The 16,291-nt window shown below is 71.8% G+C and carries 17 protein-coding genes; 7 read left to right on the top strand and 10 right to left on the bottom strand.

Annotation, left to right across the window (positions count from 1 at the left end):
- The 3 genes from IE134_RS34135 to IE134_RS14755 form a co-directional block, all read right to left on the bottom strand.
- Nucleotides 1-1,113 (bottom strand): cellulose binding domain-containing protein (locus IE134_RS34135; protein ID WP_229823563.1); only part of this gene is annotated, 1,113 nt, incomplete at its 3' end.
- A 166-nt stretch (nt 1,114-1,279) separates the two neighbouring features.
- On the bottom strand, nt 1,280-1,945 hold the full coding sequence (locus IE134_RS14750) for a response regulator (protein ID WP_030715236.1): 666 nt from the start codon (nt 1,943-1,945) through the stop codon (nt 1,280-1,282).
- Nucleotides 1,942-3,141, bottom strand: a complete 1,200-nt coding sequence (locus IE134_RS14755) for a sensor histidine kinase (protein ID WP_189430713.1) — start codon at nt 3,139-3,141, stop codon at nt 1,942-1,944. The genes IE134_RS14750 and IE134_RS14755 overlap by 4 nt, the downstream gene beginning before the upstream one ends.
- A gap of 150 nt (nt 3,142-3,291) precedes the next feature.
- Here IE134_RS14755 and IE134_RS14760 point away from each other — a divergent pair, with 150 nt between their 5' ends.
- Complete coding sequence (locus IE134_RS14760; protein WP_098894752.1) at nt 3,292-3,867, top strand: hypothetical protein; 576 nt, start codon at nt 3,292-3,294, stop codon at nt 3,865-3,867.
- Between the two features lie 10 nt (nt 3,868-3,877).
- Here IE134_RS14760 and IE134_RS14765 read toward each other — a convergent pair whose 3' ends face one another.
- The 3 genes from IE134_RS14765 to IE134_RS14775 are packed head-to-tail and all read right to left on the bottom strand — an operon-like array spanning nt 3,878 to nt 6,006.
- Nucleotides 3,878-4,450: a cob(I)yrinic acid a,c-diamide adenosyltransferase gene (locus tag IE134_RS14765; RefSeq protein ID WP_030715231.1), complete on the bottom strand. Its 573-nt coding sequence runs from the start codon at nt 4,448-4,450 to the stop codon at nt 3,878-3,880.
- 13 nt (nt 4,451-4,463) lie between these two features.
- Nucleotides 4,464-5,213 carry an ABC transporter permease gene (locus IE134_RS14770; protein WP_030715229.1) on the bottom strand — a complete coding sequence of 250 codons (750 nt, stop codon included), beginning with the start codon at nt 5,211-5,213 and terminating at the stop codon, nt 4,464-4,466.
- Nucleotides 5,214-5,223: 10 nt separating this feature from the next.
- On the bottom strand, nt 5,224-6,006 hold the full coding sequence (locus IE134_RS14775) for an ABC transporter ATP-binding protein (RefSeq protein ID WP_189430715.1): 783 nt from the start codon (nt 6,004-6,006) through the stop codon (nt 5,224-5,226).
- Nucleotides 6,007-6,096: 90 nt separating this feature from the next.
- Between IE134_RS14775 and IE134_RS14780 the strand changes: the two genes are divergently transcribed.
- The 4 genes from IE134_RS14780 (at nt 6,097) to IE134_RS14795 (ending at nt 11,071) form a co-directional block, all read left to right on the top strand.
- Nucleotides 6,097-6,738: a TetR/AcrR family transcriptional regulator gene (locus tag IE134_RS14780; RefSeq protein ID WP_030715225.1), complete on the top strand. Its 642-nt coding sequence runs from the start codon at nt 6,097-6,099 to the stop codon at nt 6,736-6,738.
- A 149-nt stretch (nt 6,739-6,887) separates the two neighbouring features.
- Entirely contained in the window at nt 6,888-7,736 is an 849-nt protein-coding gene (locus tag IE134_RS14785) for a 3-hydroxyacyl-CoA dehydrogenase family protein (protein ID WP_030715220.1), read from the top strand.
- Between the two features lie 274 nt (nt 7,737-8,010).
- Nucleotides 8,011-8,334 carry an STAS domain-containing protein gene (locus IE134_RS14790; RefSeq protein ID WP_003966237.1) on the top strand — a complete coding sequence of 108 codons (324 nt, stop codon included), beginning with the start codon at nt 8,011-8,013 and terminating at the stop codon, nt 8,332-8,334.
- 238 nt (nt 8,335-8,572) lie between these two features.
- Nucleotides 8,573-11,071 carry an ATP-binding protein gene (locus tag IE134_RS14795; RefSeq protein WP_189430717.1) on the top strand — a complete coding sequence of 833 codons (2,499 nt, stop codon included), beginning with the start codon at nt 8,573-8,575 and terminating at the stop codon, nt 11,069-11,071.
- Nucleotides 11,072-11,159: 88 nt separating this feature from the next.
- Here IE134_RS14795 and nucS read toward each other — a convergent pair whose 3' ends face one another.
- Nucleotides 11,160-11,831: an endonuclease NucS gene (gene nucS, locus IE134_RS14800; protein WP_006127607.1), complete on the bottom strand. Its 672-nt coding sequence runs from the start codon at nt 11,829-11,831 to the stop codon at nt 11,160-11,162.
- A 272-nt stretch (nt 11,832-12,103) separates the two neighbouring features.
- On the opposite strand from nucS, the gene IE134_RS14805 reads away from it, so the two are divergent.
- Nucleotides 12,104-12,496, top strand: coding sequence for an SCO5389 family protein (locus IE134_RS14805; RefSeq protein WP_006127608.1), 393 nt, complete (start codon nt 12,104-12,106; stop codon nt 12,494-12,496).
- 114 nt (nt 12,497-12,610) lie between these two features.
- Here IE134_RS14805 and IE134_RS14810 read toward each other — a convergent pair whose 3' ends face one another.
- A complete protein-coding gene (locus tag IE134_RS14810) occupies nt 12,611-13,651 on the bottom strand; it encodes an LLM class flavin-dependent oxidoreductase (protein WP_030715214.1) in 1,041 nt (346 codons plus the stop codon).
- A gap of 213 nt (nt 13,652-13,864) precedes the next feature.
- Between IE134_RS14810 and IE134_RS14815 the strand changes: the two genes are divergently transcribed.
- Nucleotides 13,865-14,194, top strand: coding sequence for an Rv1322 family protein (locus IE134_RS14815; protein WP_010060153.1), 330 nt, complete (start codon nt 13,865-13,867; stop codon nt 14,192-14,194).
- A 26-nt stretch (nt 14,195-14,220) separates the two neighbouring features.
- Here IE134_RS14815 and IE134_RS14820 read toward each other — a convergent pair whose 3' ends face one another.
- Nucleotides 14,221-15,072 carry an ABC-2 transporter permease gene (locus tag IE134_RS14820; RefSeq protein WP_098017204.1) on the bottom strand — a complete coding sequence of 284 codons (852 nt, stop codon included), beginning with the start codon at nt 15,070-15,072 and terminating at the stop codon, nt 14,221-14,223.
- Entirely contained in the window at nt 15,069-16,223 is a 1,155-nt protein-coding gene (locus tag IE134_RS14825; protein ID WP_126930741.1) for an ABC transporter ATP-binding protein, read from the bottom strand. Before IE134_RS14825 ends, IE134_RS14820 begins: the two co-directional genes overlap by 4 nt.
- Nucleotides 16,224-16,291 lie beyond the last annotated feature (68 nt).

Raw genomic sequence — 16,291 nt, forward strand, 5'->3', positions numbered from 1 at the left:
CGCGGCGGGGTTCTGGACGGCCTGGCCGAAGCCGCCGGACCAGGTCCAGCCGCCGAACGACCAGAGGACCTTGATGTGCGGGTACTTGGCCTTCAGCTTGCGCAGCTGGTTGAAGTTGCCGCGCAGCGGCTGGTCCCAGGTGTCGGCGACGCCGTCGACGGACTGGTCGGCGGTGTACGCCTTGTCGTAGTCGGCGTACGCGTCGCCGATGGTGCACTTGCCGTTCTGCACGTTGCCGAAGGCGTAGTTGATGTGCGTGATCTTCGCGGCCGTGCCGGACGTCACCAGGTTCTTGACGTGGTAGTTGCGCCCGTAGACGCCCCAGTTGGTGAAGTAGCCCAGGTTGATCTTGTCGCCGCCGGGCTGCTCGCCGCCGCCACCGGTGGTGCGTACGGCGGTGGAGGCGGAGGCCGGACCGGTCTGGTCGGCGGTGTCCCGCGCCTGCACGGCGTAGGAGTAGTCGGTGCCCGCGGTCAGGCCGGTGTTGGTGTACGTGGTGCCGGTGACCGTGGCGACCTTCGCGCCGTCGCGCAGGACGTCGTAGTTCTTGATGCCCTTGTCGTCGGTGGCCGCGGTCCAGCTGAGCTTCACCGAGGTGTCGGTGATGTCGCTCGCGGTGGGCTTGCCGGGGGCGGAGGGCGCGTTGTCGCCGGGGACGCTGCCGCCGTCACAGGAGGCGCCGTTCAGCTTGCAGCCCGTGGGGGAGCCGGAGCCGGTGCCGTTGAAACCGAAGCTGACGCTGGCGCCGGGCGCGACGGTCCCGTTCCAGGCGAGGTTCTTGGCGGTGTAGTGGTTGCCGCTCTTGGTGAGGCTCGCGTCCCAGGCGGAGCCCGCCGCGGTGCCCGCGGGGAAGTCCCACTCGATGGTCCAGGAGGAGAGCGCGGTGGTGCCGGTGTTCTTCACCGTCCACTGGCCCTCGAAGCCGCTGCCCCAGTCCGACTTCTTGGTGTACGTGGCGGTGGCCGACGCGGCTGCCGAGGCGGGGGAGGCGAGGCCCACCATCGCGGCCAGCGGCACGACCAGCGCGGTGAGGCCCGCGACGACCTTGGATCTGCCGCTGAGGGCGGGCATCCATCTGAATCTGGAACGGCGTTGGGGGGTTTCAGTGCTCAACGGTGCTCCTCGGGTGAGGTCCAACAAACGGGGGTGATTCGTGGACTGCAAACCCTGCGCCGCCCTGAGTACGGGTGCTCTCGTACTCACCGCAGTGTGTGTTCGGTGACAGTAGAAAGGTCTGGACCAACCGTCAAGAGGTCTGGACCAAAGATCGAGGCCTGGCTCAGATCCCCAACTCCTGTGCCAGCACCGCCGCCTGAACCCTGCTGCGCAGCTTCAACTTGCCCAGCAACCTGCTGACATGGGTCTTCACCGTGGCCTCGGCCATCGACAGGCGCAGCGCGATGTCCGCGTTGGACAGCCCCTCGCCCAGGCACCCCAGCACCTCGCGCTCACGCCGGGTGAGCTCTTCCAGCGCCTCCAGCACCGCCGGATCAACCGTGCTCCGCTCGCGTACGGCCCCGCCTCCGCCTCCCGCGAACTCGGCGATCAGCCGACGGGTCACCGCGGGGGCGATCAGCCCCTCGCCGCGCGCCACCGTCCGTACCGCCTCCAGCAGTTCGCGGGCGTCGGTGTTCTTCAGCAGAAAACCGGAGGCGCCCGCGCGCAGCGCCCCGAAGACGTACTCGTCGAGATCGAACGTGGTCAGCACGAGGACGTCCGCCAGCTCCTCCGCCACCACCTGCCGGGTCGCCGACACCCCGTCCAGCCGCGGCATCTGCACATCCATCAGGACGAGATCCGGCCGGAGTTCTCGGGCCAGGCGCACCGCCGCCTCCCCGTCCCCCGCCTCCCCGACGACCTCGATGTCCGGCGCGCTGGAGAGGATCAGTACGAGCCCCGCGCGCACCGCCGCCTGGTCCTCGGCCACCAGTACCCGGATCGTCATTCCCGCATCTCCCTCTCCCGTACGGGCAGTTCGGCCCGCACCCGCCAGATCTTCGCGCCGTCGCCGCCCGGTTCGGCCCCCGCCCCGAACGTTCCGCCGAGCAGCGCCACCCGCTCCCGCATGCCGACCAGACCCGCCCCCGAGCCGGGCGCCGTGGGCCCGGTCCGGCTGCCGAACACGCTGGTGACCTCGACCGTCAGCAGCTCCCCGGACCGGCCGAGCCGCACCGCGACCGGGCCCGGCGCCGCGTGCTTGAGGGCGTTGGTCAGGGACTCCTGCACGATCCGGTACGCGGCCAGCTCGACCGGCGTCGGCAGCGCCTCGGCTCCTCGGTCCCGTGTGTCCTCCAGGGTGCAGACGAGCCCACCGGACGCCCCGTTGGCGTTCGTCTGCTCGACCAGGGTGTCCAGGGCCGCCAGCGTCGGGGCCGCGGCCGGGGCGTCGTCCTTGCCGCCCTCGCGCAGCAGCCCGATCAGCCGGCGCATCTCCGCGAGCCCCTCGACGCTGTTCTCCCGGATCACCTTCAGCGCGTTCCGCGAGGTCTCCGGTTCGTCGATGGACAGGGCCGCCGTGGAGTGGATCGCCACCGCGGAGAGGTGGTTGGCCACCATGTCGTGCAGTTCCCGGGCCATCCGGGCCCGCTCGGCGATCACCGCCTGCGTCCGGTCCATCTCGGCGAGCCGCGCGGTCTGCGCGGCCGCCAGCCGGGCCGCGTCGGCGGCGGTGCGATGGCTGCGCACACTGACCCCGGTGAGGGCGGGGATGAAGGAGACCAGCCCGATGACCAGGCCGATCAGCAGCGCCTCGGGCTTGCGGAACCAGGCCAGGAAGCCGATCGTCGACGCCACGGTGACCAGCAGCGTGGCCGGCGGAAGGCGGCGGGCGGCGGCCGGGGTCCCGTACAGGACAGCGGCGTACATGACGTCCGTGAACATCAGGATGGTGGCGAGGCTGCCCCGGGTGAACTGGTCCGCCACCAGCGCGAGCGTGCCGACGGCCAGCGCCGTGCGCGGGGCGTTGCGGCGCAGCAGTTCGGCCGAGGCCATGGCGGTCAGCGGTACGAGGGTGACCCAGGACGCGGAGAAGGGGCGGCCGCCCTGGGTGTGGAGGCCCAGCAGCCACAGCAGCAGCCCCCCGAGCAGCCCGGAGACGGCGAGGGCCACCGCGTCGCGGTCGGGGCGGATCGAGGTGAGCACCCCTCCATCCAACACGCACCGCCGCCCCCGGACCTCCCTTCGCGGGCCGATCCGCGACTACATCGAAGGATGCAGTCCGGTTTCGTCTCCGCCGACGACGTCACCGCGCCCGGCGACCGGGAGGCTGGAGGGGAACGGGAGGAGAGAGTCGTGATCGCCCTACTGGTCGTGGCCTGCGAGGTCGCATTCTGGGTTCTGCTGGCCGTCGGACTGGCCCTGCGGTACGTCGCGAGGAAGCCGAAACTCGGCGCGGCCGTGCTGCTGTGCGAGCCGCTGCTGGAGGTCGTGCTGCTGGTGGTGACCGCCATCGACCTGAAGAGCGGGGCCGAGCCGGACTGGAAGCACGGCCTGGCCGCCGTCTACATCGGCTTCACGGTGGGCCTCGGCCACCACACCATCAAGAAGGTGGACGCCTGGGTCGCCCACCGCTGGTTCGGCGGCCCGCCGCCGGTCAAGCCGCCGAAGTACGGCACGGCCCGCGCGATCCACGAGTGGCGCACGGCCGCCCGCTGGATCCTCGCCGCGGTGGTCGCCCTGGCCCTGCTCCAGGCGGCGGTCTGGTATGTCGGCCCGGACGGCGCGATCAACTCGCTTCAGAGCTGGCAGCAGAAGATGCTTCTGGTGATCGGCATCAACGTGATCATCGCCGGCGGCTACACGCTCTTCCCGAAGCAGGCCCCGAAGGATGCCGACGCGGTTGACCGCGAGCCGGCCGACCGGCTCTAGGCTCCAGGACCTACCGCTCGCCGCCCGGCACCCACAGCACGTCCCCGACCTCCTTGTTCGCGCTCCGCGCCAGGATGAACAGGAGGTCGGAGAGGCGGTTGAGGTACGTGGCCGTCAGGGTGTTCATCGACTCGCCGTGCACCTCCAGGGCCGCCCAGGTGGACCGCTCGGCCCGCCGGACCACCGTGCACGCCTGGTGCAGCAGCGCCGCCCCCGGCGTACCGCCCGGCAGGATGAAGCTGCGGAGCTTCTCCAGCTCCTCCAGGAAGCGGTCGCAGTCCGCCTCCAGCTTGTCGATGTAGGACTGCTCGACCCGCAGCGGCGGGTACTTCGGGTCCTCGACCACCGGGGTGGAGAGGTCGGCGCCCACGTCGAACAGGTCGTTCTGGACCCGTACGAGGACCTTCACCACGTCCTCGGGCAGCTGCCCGAGCGCGATGGCGGTCCCGATCACCGCGTTGGCCTCGTTGGCGTCCGCGTACGCCGAGATCCGCAGATCGGTCTTGGCGGTGCGGCTCATGTCGCCGAGGGCCGTCGTGCCCTGGTCGCCGGTCCGGGTGTAGATGCGCGTCAGATTGACCATGGGGTCAGCGTAGTTATGCTCCGGCCCGCCGGAAGACCCGTGTGCCCACCGTCACGGCCGCGGCGGCGAAACCCGCGGCGACCAGGACCCCGTACAGCATGTGTGTCGTGGCGTACGAGCCGCTGTAGGCGTCCCGCACCGCGTCCACCAGATAGCGGAACGGCGTGAAGTGCGAGAGCACGTCCAGCCAGCCGGGGCCGAGCGTGATGGGCAGCATCAGACCGGAGAGCAGCATGGCCGGCATCGTCACCGCGTTGATCACCGGCCCGAACTCCTGCGGGGTGCTGACGCGCATCGCCAGGGCGTACGAGAGGGAGGCCAGCGAGAGCGCCAGCACGGCGGTGAACGCGAAGCCGATCAGGACGCCCGCCAGCGGGGCGCGCAACCCCATGAGCAGCGCGGCGAGCACCAGCAGGACGGCCTGGAAGGTGAAGAGCAGGGCGTCGCGCAGCACCCGCCCCAGCAGCAGGGCGAGTCGGCTGACCGGGGTCACCCGCATCCGCTCCACCACGCCCGTGGACTTCTCGACGATGATCGCGAAACCGGCGAAGGATGCTCCGAACAGGCTGAGTTGGAGGAGCAGACCGGGGACGAGGACCTGCCAGGAGTCGACGGGGGAGCCGAGCGGCAGGTCCTGGAGCAGCGGGCCGAAGAAGAACAGATAGAGCAGCGGCATCAGCATCCCGAAGAAGATCTGGAAGCGGGAGCGCAGGGTCTGCCGGGCGTACCGCCCGAAGATGATCGCGGTGTCGTGGAGAAGCACGGGAGGGGTCCTATACGGCTGCGGGGGCGGAGTCGGCGGGGGTGGCGGGGCGGCCGGTGGCGGCCAGGAACGCGTTCTGGAGGGCGGCGTCGGGGGAGCCGGCGTACCGGGTCTTCAGCTCGGCCGGCGTGCCCTCGGCGATCACCGTGCCGCCGTCGACGATGACCAGCCGGTCCGCCAGCGCGTCGGCCTCGTCGAGGTAGTGGGTGGTCAGGACGACGGTGGTGCCGTCCTTGTCGCGCAGGCCCCGCACCAGGTCCCACAGGTCGGCCCGGCTGCCGGGGTCCAGGCCCGTGGTCGGCTCGTCGAGGAAGAGCACGGCCGGGCGGTGGGTGAGGCCCATGGCGATGTCGAGCCGTCGCCGCTGGCCGCCGGAGAGGGTCACCGCCTTCCGGTCGAGCAGTCCGCCGAGGCCGAGCGCGGCGGCCAGTTCCTCGGCGCGCTCCGCCGCCTCCGCCCGGCTCAGCCGGTACAGCCTGCCCTGGGTGACCAGCTCCTCCCGGACGGTCAGGAACGGGTCGACGCCGCCGGACTGGGCGACGTACCCGCAGACGGCGCGGACGGCCGCCGGATCGGCGAGCAGGTCGTGGCCGGCCACGGTGGCCGCTCCGCCGGTCGGAGTGAGCAACGTGGTCAACATGCGCAGAGTGGTCGTCTTGCCCGCGCCGTTGGGGCCGAGGAGGGCGACGATCTCGCCCGCGCGGATGGTCAGGTCGACGCAGCGGACGGCTTCCACCGGGCCGCTCGGGGTCGTGAAGGTCCGGGCCAGCCCGGAGGTGCTGATGACGGTCATGGGGTCAGAAAAACAGAGCAAGCCCAAAATTGCAATGACACCAAAAATTCAGAGGCTCCATGATCGTGTGGTGCGTCCTACGATGGAGGCATGGCTGAGGGACTCAGGGAACGCAAGAAGCGCCAGGCCAGGCAGCGCATCTCGGACATGGCGACCGGACTGTTCCTCGAACACGGCTTCGTGACGGTGACCGTCGCCGAGATCGCCGAACTGGCCGACGTCTCCGTCAACACCGTCTACAACTACTTCCCGGCCAAGGAGGACCTCTTCCTCGACCGGATGAAGCACGTCACCCAGCGCGTCGCCCGGTACGTCCGCGCCCGCGACCGGGGCGAGTCCGCCGCCGAGGCCGTCCTGCGCGAGGTGCGCGCCGCCGTCGTCGCGGTCTCCCCGGAGTTCGGACTCATGGACGGCTTCGCCGACTTCATGCGCGTCATCGAGGACGCCCCCACCCTCAAGGCCCGCCTCTGGTACCTCCAGCAGGAGGTGCTCCAGACCGTCGTCGCCACGCTGCGCGAGGACACCGGGGCGAGCGAGGACGACCCGCTGCCGCTCCTCGTCGGAGGCCAGATCGCCTGGATCGAGCACGCCCTCGTCGGCTACGTCAGCCAGGAGATGATGAAGGGCCGCAAGGCCGTCGACGTCTCCCACGACGCCCTCGGCGTCCTCGACGAGATCGAGGGGCTGCTCGGCGATCAGGTCCTCAACTACGCGCGGCGCGGAGCCGAATGACGCGTCCCGGTGTGATGTCCGTCATCTGAGACGTGACGCGCATCTCTTCACCGCCCCAGCACGCCCGACGGGTACTAACCTCCGCCGGAGAGTATGTGAACCCCCGTGAACTCAAGCGCACGGGCGAACAGAAACCAAGGGGTGCGAACGTGGCCAGGAAGCTCGCCGTCATCGGTGCCGGACTCATGGGATCCGGGATCGCGCAGGTCTCCGCCCAGGCGGGCTGGGACGTCGTGCTGCGGGACGTCACCGATGCCGCGCTGACCCGGGGCCGTGACGGGATCAAGGCCTCGTACGACAGGTTCGTCGCCAAGGGCAAGCTGGAGGCGGCCGACGCCGAGGCCGCGCTCGCCCGCATCACCACGACCACCGACCTCGACGCCGTGGCCGACGCGGACGTCGTCGTGGAGGCCGTCTTCGAGAAGCTCGAGGTCAAGCACGAGATCTTCCGCGCCCTCGACAAGGTCGTCGGCGAGCACACCGTCCTCGCCTCCAACACCTCCGCCATCCCGATCACCAAGATCGCGGCCGTGACCGAGCGCCCGGAGCGCGTCGTCGGCGTGCACTTCTTCTCGCCGGTCCCGATGATGCAGCTCTGCGAGCTGGTACGCGGCTACAAGACCAGCGACGAAACCCTCGCCACCGCAAGGGAGTTCGCCGAGTCGGTCGGCAAGACCTGCATCGTCGTCAACCGCGACGTGGCGGGCTTCGTCACCACCCGGCTGATCTCGGCGCTCGTCGTCGAGGCCGCCAAGCTGTACGAGTCGGGCGTCGCGACCGCCGAGGACATCGACATCGCCTGCAAGCTGGGCTTCGGCCACGCCATGGGCCCGCTCGCCACCGCGGACCTCACCGGCGTCGACATCCTGCTGCACGCCACGAGCAACATCTACACCGAGTCGCAGGACGAGAAGTTCGCCGCCCCCGAGCTGATGCGCCGGATGGTCGACGCAGGTGACATCGGGCGCAAGAGCGGGCAGGGCTTCTACACGTACTGATCGGATCCGAGGGCGGAACCTGATCGGATCCGCCCTCTCGGCCCGGTCGGCCCACCGCCGTCCGGGCCGGGGGAGCCGGGCACTCTACCCGGCGGAGCCCGCAAGCCGACGAACCGGAGTCACTCCACCGAGTGAATTCGGTATCGGTTCGCTTACAGACGGCAACTTCCCCGTCGCTGCGGCAGTCAGTGGTGGCAGAGGCACGGCCGGCGGCGACGGCGGATCAGACGGACAGACAGACGGACTTACTACGGAGCATGACCGGGGAGCGCATATGCACATCAGGGGCGACCACGCCGAGCTGGTCGTCGGGGGCCGCCTCGACGTCCGAAGCGCGGCGGACGCCCGTACGGTCCTGCACTCCGCCGTGGACGACGGAGTCGGCGACCTCGTGCTGGACCTGACCGAGCTGGACTCCTGGGACGCCACCGGGCTCGGCGTCATCATGGGGGCCCACCGCCGGGCCGGACGGGCCGGCCGCCGCCTCGTGCTGCGCGGCGTGCCGCCGCAGATGCAGCGCCTCCTGGTGGCCACCCGGCTGCACCGCATCCTGGCCATCGAGGGCGGCATCGCCGCGGAGTCGCTGCCGCGCGTCTGAGGAGTGCCCGGCGGACGGGCACGGGCATCAGGCGAAGAAGTCACGCAATCCTCACCGGAACGTGACGGTCTGGACGGCGTGGCACCCCGGCGCTTCATGAATACTGTGCCAAGGTCTAGGGTTCGGCCGTCCGCCGAATGACAACGAACCCATGGCGGACACCGGACCGGAAGCGACAGCGGGGCGCGTGTGAGGCCGGGAGGGGCAACCGCGCACGACGCGTCTGGGGGACTTTGCGATGGACCCGACACACCGGGCACCCGATGAGTACGGGCAGGGCCACGACCGCTCGGGCGGCGAGCCCGGCCACCGTCGGCCGTCCCGCGACTCCGGCGGCGCCGACTTCGGCCCGCAGACACCGCAGCAGGTCCGCGTCGTCCAGCTGACCGCGGGCGACCTGCTGCTCACGGTGAACCCCGTCGACGGCAGTGAGGTCGAGGCGATTCCGCCCGGCTCGGGACCCGAAGCCCCGGTCCGCCGCACCCCCGCCGAACGCGCCGACCACGAACGCGCCGGCGCACCCCCCGTGCCCGCCGGTCCGCCCGCCCCGCAGCTGCCGCTCCTGGAGCGCCAGGAGGAGCGCGAGCGCCTGGTCCGCCTGCTGGCGCGCGGCCGCAGCGTCCGCCTCACCGGCCAGCCCGGCTCCGGCCGCACGGCCCTGCTCGACGCCGTCGCCTCCGACTGCGCCGACCTGGCCCCCGACGGGGTCGTCCGCCTCAACGGCCGCGGCCGCACCGGCGCCGACCTGCTGCACGCCCTCTTCGACGCCGTCTACAAGGCGCCGGGCCACCGCCCCGACCGCGACGAACTGCTCGCGCTCGTCCGCTCCATCGGGGCCGTCGTCACCGTGGACGACCTGGAGATCGGCGGAGCGGCCCTCGGCGAACTGCTCGCCGCCACCCCCGAGTGCGCCTTCCTGCTCGCCGCCACCACCGACACCACCGGCGTCGACGGCCACCTGGAAGAGGTGCTCCTCGCCGGCCTCGGCCGCGGTGCCTCGCTGGCCCTGCTGGAGAAGGTCGTCGAGCGCCCCCTCACCGAGGAGGAGCGGAACTGGGCGGGCGACCTCTGGTTCGAGTCCGAGGGCCTGCCGCTCCGCTTCGTCCAGGCCGGATCCCTCCTCGTCCAGCGCGACCGGCTGAGCGCCGCTCCCGAGGAAGCCTTCGACGAGTACGACTACTTCGAGCCACGCGCGGACGACGCGCCCCCGCCTCCCGCCGCACCCCCCGCCGACGGCCTCGACGTCCCCCTGCCGAGCCTCGGCGAGGGCGCCGCGCCCGCCGAGCTGCTCGCCTCCCGGCTCAGTGAGGCGGCCCGCGCCACCCTGCGCTTCGCCGTAGCCCTGGGCGGCGAGGTGCCCCACCAGGCGCATCTGCCGGCCCTCGTGGGCGACACCCACGCGGACGCCGCGCTCGGCGAACTCGCGGGCTGCCATCTGCTCTCCCCGGCCGGCCCGCGCTACCGCCTCGCCGCCGGAGTCCTCGCCCAGCTCGTGGCCGCCGGTTACGAGGACGACGCCGCCACCCACGCCCGTACCGCCGCCCAGCACTACGCCTGGTGGACCTCGCACCCCTCGGTCACCCCGCAGCGGGCCGTCGCCGAGTCCGACGCGATCGTCGCCGCCCTGGCCCGGCTGGTCCCGGGCGACGAGGCGGGAGCGGCCAGCGCGGCCGTCCTGCTGGCCCGCAGCGCCTCCCCTGCCTTCGCCGCCGGTCTGGGCTGGGGAGCCTGGGAGCGGGCGCTCAGGATCGGCCAGGAGGCCGCCAGGATCGCCGGCGAGGTCGCCGAAGAGGCGTACTTCCACCACGAGTTGGGTGTCCTCGCGCTCTGCACCGGCAACCCGGACCGGGCCCGGACCGAGCTGGAGACCTCGATCGGGATGCGCGGCGTGCTCGCCGACAAGTCCGGGGCCGTGGCCGGGCGCCGCGCGCTCGCCCTGGTCGCGGACCGCTCCGGCGACTTCGCCCCCCTCGGAGGGGCTCCCTCGGGCGACGAGGCGACCTCCGTACGCCAGGACTTTCCGGGTACGCCGCAGGGCGGGATACCCGGGGCGCCGCTGTTCCTCCGCAACACCGCCGAGGAGGAGCCCACGGTCATCTCCTCGCTGCCGCCCGGCCCCGCCGCGCGCAAGGTCTCCGGCCGCGCCGTCCTGGGCGGCGCCCGGCGCAACCTGGCCGCCGCGGGCGCGGGCGCCCTGCTGATCGCGGTGCTCGGCACCGTCGTCACCCTCGGCGTCACCTCGGACGGCGACGAGCCGGACAGCCGCAACGTCACCACCGAGCAGACCGCCACCGAGGACCCGGCCGACGACGGCCTGCCCGCGGACGAGACGGACGACGGCTCGTCCCCGACCGGGGCGGCCACCGACGAGACGTCCGCGGCCCCGAGCGCCTCGGACTCCGCGAGCCCCAGCACCTCCGGATCGCCCTCCCCGAGCGCCTCCTCGTCGAGCGGTACGTCACCGACGGGCGAGCCGACGGACGGGGAGAGCAGCACGCCGGGTGAGCCGACGCCGACCGGGAAGCCGACCAAGCCCACCAAGCCGCCGACGACCCCGCCCACCACGCCGCCGACGACTCCGCCCACCGAGACGCCGACGACCCCGCCGACCGAGCCGCCCACCGACGGGCCGGAGCCGCCCCCGGCGGAGAACTCCTCCTCGGCCAGTGGCCCGGTGGAATCCGCCTCCGCCCCCGTCGAGTCCGCGAGCGCGTCGGAGTCCGACCCGGCGGCCTGAGCGGGCCCGGACGAACAGAGAGCCCGGGTGGTTCACGCGGAAGCGTGAACCACCCGGGCTCTCTGCCGTGGACAGAGGTGCCGGACGGTCAGAACAGCCGCAGCTTGTCGTCCTCGATGCCGCGCATCGCGTCGTAGTCCAGGACCAGACAGCCGATGCCCCGGTCCGTCGCCAGCACCCGGGCCTGCGGCTTGATCTCCTGTGCCGCGAAGACGCCCCGCACCGGCGCCAGATGCGGGTCGCGGTTCAGCAGCTCCAGATAGCGCGTCAGCTGCTCCACGCCGTCGATGTCACCGCGCCGCTTCAGCTCCACGGCCACCGTCTGCCCGTTCGCGTCCCGGCACAGGATGTCCACCGGACCGATCGCGGTGGGGTACTCACGGCGGATCAGGGTGTGTCCCTCGCCGAGGATCTCGATCCGGTCCGCGAGCAGCTCCTGGAGGTGTGCTTCCACGCCGTCCTTGATGAGCCCCGGGTCGACGCCCAGCTCGTACGACGAGTCGTGGAGGACTTCCTCCATCGTGATGATCAGTTTTTCGCCCGCCTTGTTCACCACGGTCCAGACGCCTTCCTCACCGTCGACGCCCTCCTTCAGGGTGCACGGCGGGGACATCCAGTTGAGCGGTTTGTACGCCCGGTCGTCGGCGTGGATGGAGACGCTTCCGTCCGCCTTCACCAGGATCAGTCGGGGGGCGGAGGGCAGGTGGGCTGTGAGCCGGCCCGCGTAGTCCACGGAGCAACGGGCGATGACGAGACGCATGGTGGGCAACGCTACTCGACGACGGGGGCCCGACGCGATTTCCCCATGCGTCGCCTCCCGTCACTCGGTGCACGCCGCACCGGGGCGGCGCGGGCTTGCCCCTCTTTGCGCCCCTTCGTTATTGGCCGGTTGTGTTCCCAATCTCCTGGTGCGGCCCCGACTGCGCGCTTACCGTGGAAGCAGGAGGTCGCCGCCCGTGCACGCTGCGTCGTCGCCCCCCTTCCCTGCCCGTAAGGCCCCGGCCACTCTCCGGGGTCGCGAGAGGAGAACCCATGTCGCTCGACGTCTCACCGGCTCTGTTGGAACAGGCCGAGCGAGGCGAGGTCGACGAAGCCGACTTCGTCGACTGCGTCCGGACCTCCCTGCCCTTCGCATGGGAGATGATCAGCTCGCTGGTGGCTCAGCTGAAGGTCGACGGCGGAGAGTTCGCCGACAACCAGACGCCGCCGCCGGACGAGCAGGCTCGTGGTCAGCTGCTGCGCGCGCTCGCGAGTGATGCGATACGCGGCGCGCTGCAGCGGCACTTCGGAGTGCGTCTCGCATTCCAGAACTGCCACCGCGTCGCGGTGTTCCCACTGGACGCCTCGGTCGACGACCGACTGGCCAAGTTCACCTCGGTGAGGGGCCAGTTGCTCAACCAGTCGCCCGAACTACGGGACTGCTGAACGCTTCTGCTGCCGTTCCGGGCCGCGGGAGGTGCAACTGGCTCCGGGGCGGCAGCTCCCGTACCACCGCACCACATGTCCCACGCGAGGTCCTCGTCCATGCACAGGCACAGGTCAGGTGAGCAGCGGCAGCACGTCGGCGCCCAGCCGCCGTACGTTCTCCTCGGTCGCCGCGAGATCGCCCGACCCCTCCACCAGCAGGGCGAACCGCGTGATCCCGGTCCGCTCGGCGGTGGCCGCGAGCCGGTCCGCGGCCAGCCGCGGCGTCCCCACCGGGTGCAGCCCGCACAGCAGTTCCGTGTACGCGACCGGGTCCCGCATCACGCGGTGCCTGCCGTCGACCGTGACATGGGCGTCGAGCCCCTGGCGCAGCCAGCCCGGCATCGTCTTCACCAGCAGCTCCGTGGCGTCCCCTGCGCCGTCCGCGATCTGGGCCACCCCGGCGGACACATGTGCGGCCCCCTCCACCACCTCGGGCGGATGCCCGGCCTCCCGCGCGGCCGTACGCCACAGGGCGACCATCTCCGCCTTCTCCTCGTCCCCGCAGTGCATGCCCAGCAGCATCGGCAGCGCCCGCGCCGCCGCGAGCCGCACGGTCCTGGGGGAGGTGCACGCCACGACGGTCTCGGGCCCCGAGGCATCCGGTCCCGGTCCCTCCAGCAGCTCGTCCGCGCGCGGCACCACCGCCACCTCGCGGAAGCCGAACCGCTCGCCGCGCCCCGCGACGCGCGGCTCCCGAAGCCAGTCGAGCACCAGGTCCAGCGCCTCGGGGAAGCCGTTCTCGTACGCGTCGAGACCGCCGCCGAACACCTCCAGGTCCACCCAGGGACCGCCCCGGCCCACCCCGAGCGAGAAGCGCCCGCCGCTGGTCAGATGCAGCAGCGCGGCCTGCTCGGCGAGCGCCACCGGGTGGTGGTTGGGCAGCACGCTGACCGCCGTGCCGACCCGGATTCTGCGGGTGCGGCCCAGCAGCAGCGCGGCCAGCGTCGTCGCCGACGGGCAGACCCCGTACGGCACGAAGTGGTGCTCGGCCAGCCAGACCGAGTCGAGCCCGCTCTCCTCCGCGGCCTCGGTGGACCGGACGGCCCGGTGCAGGGCCTCACCCGGCCCCTGTCCCGGGAACTGGGCTGCCAGAACGAACGTTCCGATGCGCATCGTTACTTGCCTCCTTGCGGCCCGACGCGTTTCTCCCCCACCGGCAACAACGTCTGACACGTGCCAAAGGCACGGTCCGGACGGAAGTTGTTGCGATTTTCCGCTAACTCACCCCACTGCCGGACCGGACCGGCGGGCTGACCGACGACTGCCCCGGACGAGACCGCCTAGGCTTGGTGGAACCCAGCCCGATCCGCTCCCGTGAGGTGTCCCGTGTCCCCGCGCCGCAACCGCCCCCGTGGCGGCGAGAGTCCCGACGAACGCCCCGGTACGGCGCCCGGCAGGTACGGCGGGGGAGGGGCCACCGAGAGCTGGCAGGGCGAGGAGTGGTCGGTGCGCCCGGTCAGCGGCGCGAGCGCCCAGGGCAAGCGGTACCGCTGCCCCGGCTGCGACCAGGAGATCCCCTCCGGGGTCCCGCACCTGGTGACCTGGCCGGAGTACGGCGGCATCGACGACCGCAGGCACTGGCACAAGGCCTGCTGGAACGCGAAGGACCGCCGCACCACGAAGGTGCAGCGGTCCCGGAACGCGCCGCGCTACTGAAGCCCGTTGTTCGTATCCGGCCTGAATCAGACGTCGCGCCGGTTCAGCAGGGCGACCGCCCCGCCCAGCGCCACGGCGACCAGGCCCAGCATCACCAGCAGCGGTTCCCAGGCGGACGGGCCGGTACTGGTCATCGTCGTGCCGTAGAGCGCGCTGAGCTGGTTGGGGATCGAGTACTCGACCAGGAAGCGCTGAACGCCCCGCAAGGCGTCGGCGAACATGAAGGGCGCGAGGACCAGCGGCAGCAGCACCACGCCGATCATGATGGTGATCGCGCCCGCAGTGTGCCGCACGATCGCGCCGACCCCGAGCGACAGCAGGCCGAGCCCCGCGATGTAGAGCCCGACGCCGACCGTCGCGAGCGCCCACGCGCCGCCCGAGGCGGTGACCGTACCGCTCAGGATCACGGTCTGGAACACCGCCACGACCGTGGCGGTCACCGTCGTGATGACGAAGACCAGCGAGAAGAAGACGATCGCCTTCGCCGCGAGCACCCGGGCCCGGCTCGGGCACGCCGTCAGCGTCGTACGGATCATGCCGGTGCTGTACTCGGAGCCGATGGTCAGCACCCCGAGCGTGATCACGCAGAGCGAGCCCAGCAACACCCCGAAGAGGCCGAGGGCCAGCGCGGGCTCGCCTGCCAGGTTGGTGTCGTTCGCCGCGAGCAGCAGCGCGGTGCCCACTCCGAGCGTCAGCATCAGCGCGACCATCACGCCGAGCGTCCAGACCGTGGCGCGTACGGAACGGAGCTTGGTCCACTCCGAGGCGATCGCATCGCCCAGGGTGGCGGGCCGGATCGGGATAGGCGACTCGTAGAAGCTCAGCAGGCCCGTCTCCGGCGCCTGCCGGCGGTCCTGCGGGGTGGCCGGGGACGTCATCTCAGGTCCTTGCTGGTCTGCTCTCCGGCCGGGACGGCGGAAGAGGGCTCGGCGGCCGGGGACGGCTCTGCGGCGGGGGAGTGCGCGGGGGCCGGGCGTGGACCGGGCGGCGGCGGGGCGTACCAGCCCTCCTGTGGCACCTCCACCGGTGCGACGGGCTCATCGACGTGGCCGCCGATCGGATAGCCGTACGCGTCCAGCGGCGGCGGCTCCGCGAGGCCCGCCTTGGCGTCGTCCGTCGAACGGTAGTCCACCAGGCCCTGCGTGAGGCGCATGTACGCCTCCTCCAGCGACGCCTGGTGCGGCGACAGCTCCCAGAGCCGTACGTCGCAGCCGTGGGCCAGATCGCTGATCCTCGGCAGCGGAAGCCCGGTGACCCGCAGGGCCCCGCCCGGCTCCGACATGACCCGGCCGCCCGCCTCGACGAGCGTGGCCGTCAGCTTCTGCCGGTCCTCGGGGCCGTCCTCGGGCACCCGGACCCGGGCGAAGTCCGCGGAATTGGCGGAGATGAAGTCGGTGACGCTCATGTCGGAGAGCAGCCGGCCGCGCCCGATCACGATCAGATGGTCGGCGGTGAGGGCCATCTCGCTCATCAGGTGGGACGAGACGAAGACCGTGCGCCCCTCGGCGGCCAGCATCTTCATCAGGTTGCGGACCCAGTGGATGCCCTCCGGGTCGAGACCGTTGACCGGCTCGTCGAACAGCAGCACCTGCGGATCGCCCAGCAGCGCCGCCGCGATCCCGAGCCGCTGCCCCATCCCGAGCGAGAAGCCGCTGGTACGCCGCTTGGCGACGTCCTGGAGGCCGACGACGCCGAGGACCTCGTCGACCCGGGCCGCCGGGATACCGGCCAGCTGGGCCAGGGACAGCAGGTGGTTGCGGGCGGTGCGGCCGCCGTGCACGCCCTTGGCGTCCAGCAGCGCACCGACCTGGCGCGGTGCGTTGGGCAGGCTGCGGTAGGGGTGGCCGCCGATGGTGACATGACCTGCGGTGGGGCTGTCCAGGCCGAGGATCATGCGCATGGTCGTGGACTTGCCCGACCCGTTGGGACCGAGGAAGCCGGTGACGGCCCCCGGCCGCACCTGGAAGGAAAGGTCGTCCACGGCCGTCTTCGCGCCGTAGCGCTTGGTCAGGCCGACTGCCTCGATCATGCTCCAGCCCCATCGACTCACTCTGTCGTTCGGGGCTCGGGCCACCTGGCCGCACACCCCCGTAAGAC

The sequence above is a fragment of the Streptomyces rubiginosohelvolus genome, from assembly GCF_014649875.1.
GTDB lineage: Bacteria > Actinomycetota > Actinomycetes > Streptomycetales > Streptomycetaceae > Streptomyces > Streptomyces rubiginosohelvolus.

Excerpts from the sequence above, each read along its gene's own strand:
- IE134_RS14750 (WP_030715236.1), bottom strand. The coding sequence starts at position 1,945 with ATGACGATCCGGGTACTGGTGGCCGAGGACCAGGCGGCGGTGCGCGCG.
- IE134_RS14765 (WP_030715231.1), bottom strand. The coding sequence starts at position 4,450 with ATGGTCAATCTGACGCGCATCTACACCCGGACCGGCGACCAGGGCACG.
- IE134_RS14775 (WP_189430715.1), bottom strand. The coding sequence starts at position 6,006 with ATGACCGTCATCAGCACCTCCGGGCTGGCCCGGACCTTCACGACCCCG.
- IE134_RS14780 (WP_030715225.1), top strand. The coding sequence starts at position 6,097 with ATGGCTGAGGGACTCAGGGAACGCAAGAAGCGCCAGGCCAGGCAGCGC.
- IE134_RS14790 (WP_003966237.1), top strand. The coding sequence starts at position 8,011 with ATGCACATCAGGGGCGACCACGCCGAGCTGGTCGTCGGGGGCCGCCTC.
- IE134_RS14795 (WP_189430717.1), top strand. The coding sequence starts at position 8,573 with ATGGACCCGACACACCGGGCACCCGATGAGTACGGGCAGGGCCACGAC.
- nucS (WP_006127607.1), bottom strand. The coding sequence starts at position 11,831 with ATGCGTCTCGTCATCGCCCGTTGCTCCGTGGACTACGCGGGCCGGCTC.
- IE134_RS14805 (WP_006127608.1), top strand. The coding sequence starts at position 12,104 with ATGTCGCTCGACGTCTCACCGGCTCTGTTGGAACAGGCCGAGCGAGGC.
- IE134_RS14810 (WP_030715214.1), bottom strand. The coding sequence starts at position 13,651 with ATGCGCATCGGAACGTTCGTTCTGGCAGCCCAGTTCCCGGGACAGGGG.
- IE134_RS14820 (WP_098017204.1), bottom strand. The coding sequence starts at position 15,072 with ATGACGTCCCCGGCCACCCCGCAGGACCGCCGGCAGGCGCCGGAGACG.
- IE134_RS14825 (WP_126930741.1), bottom strand. The coding sequence starts at position 16,223 with ATGATCGAGGCAGTCGGCCTGACCAAGCGCTACGGCGCGAAGACGGCC.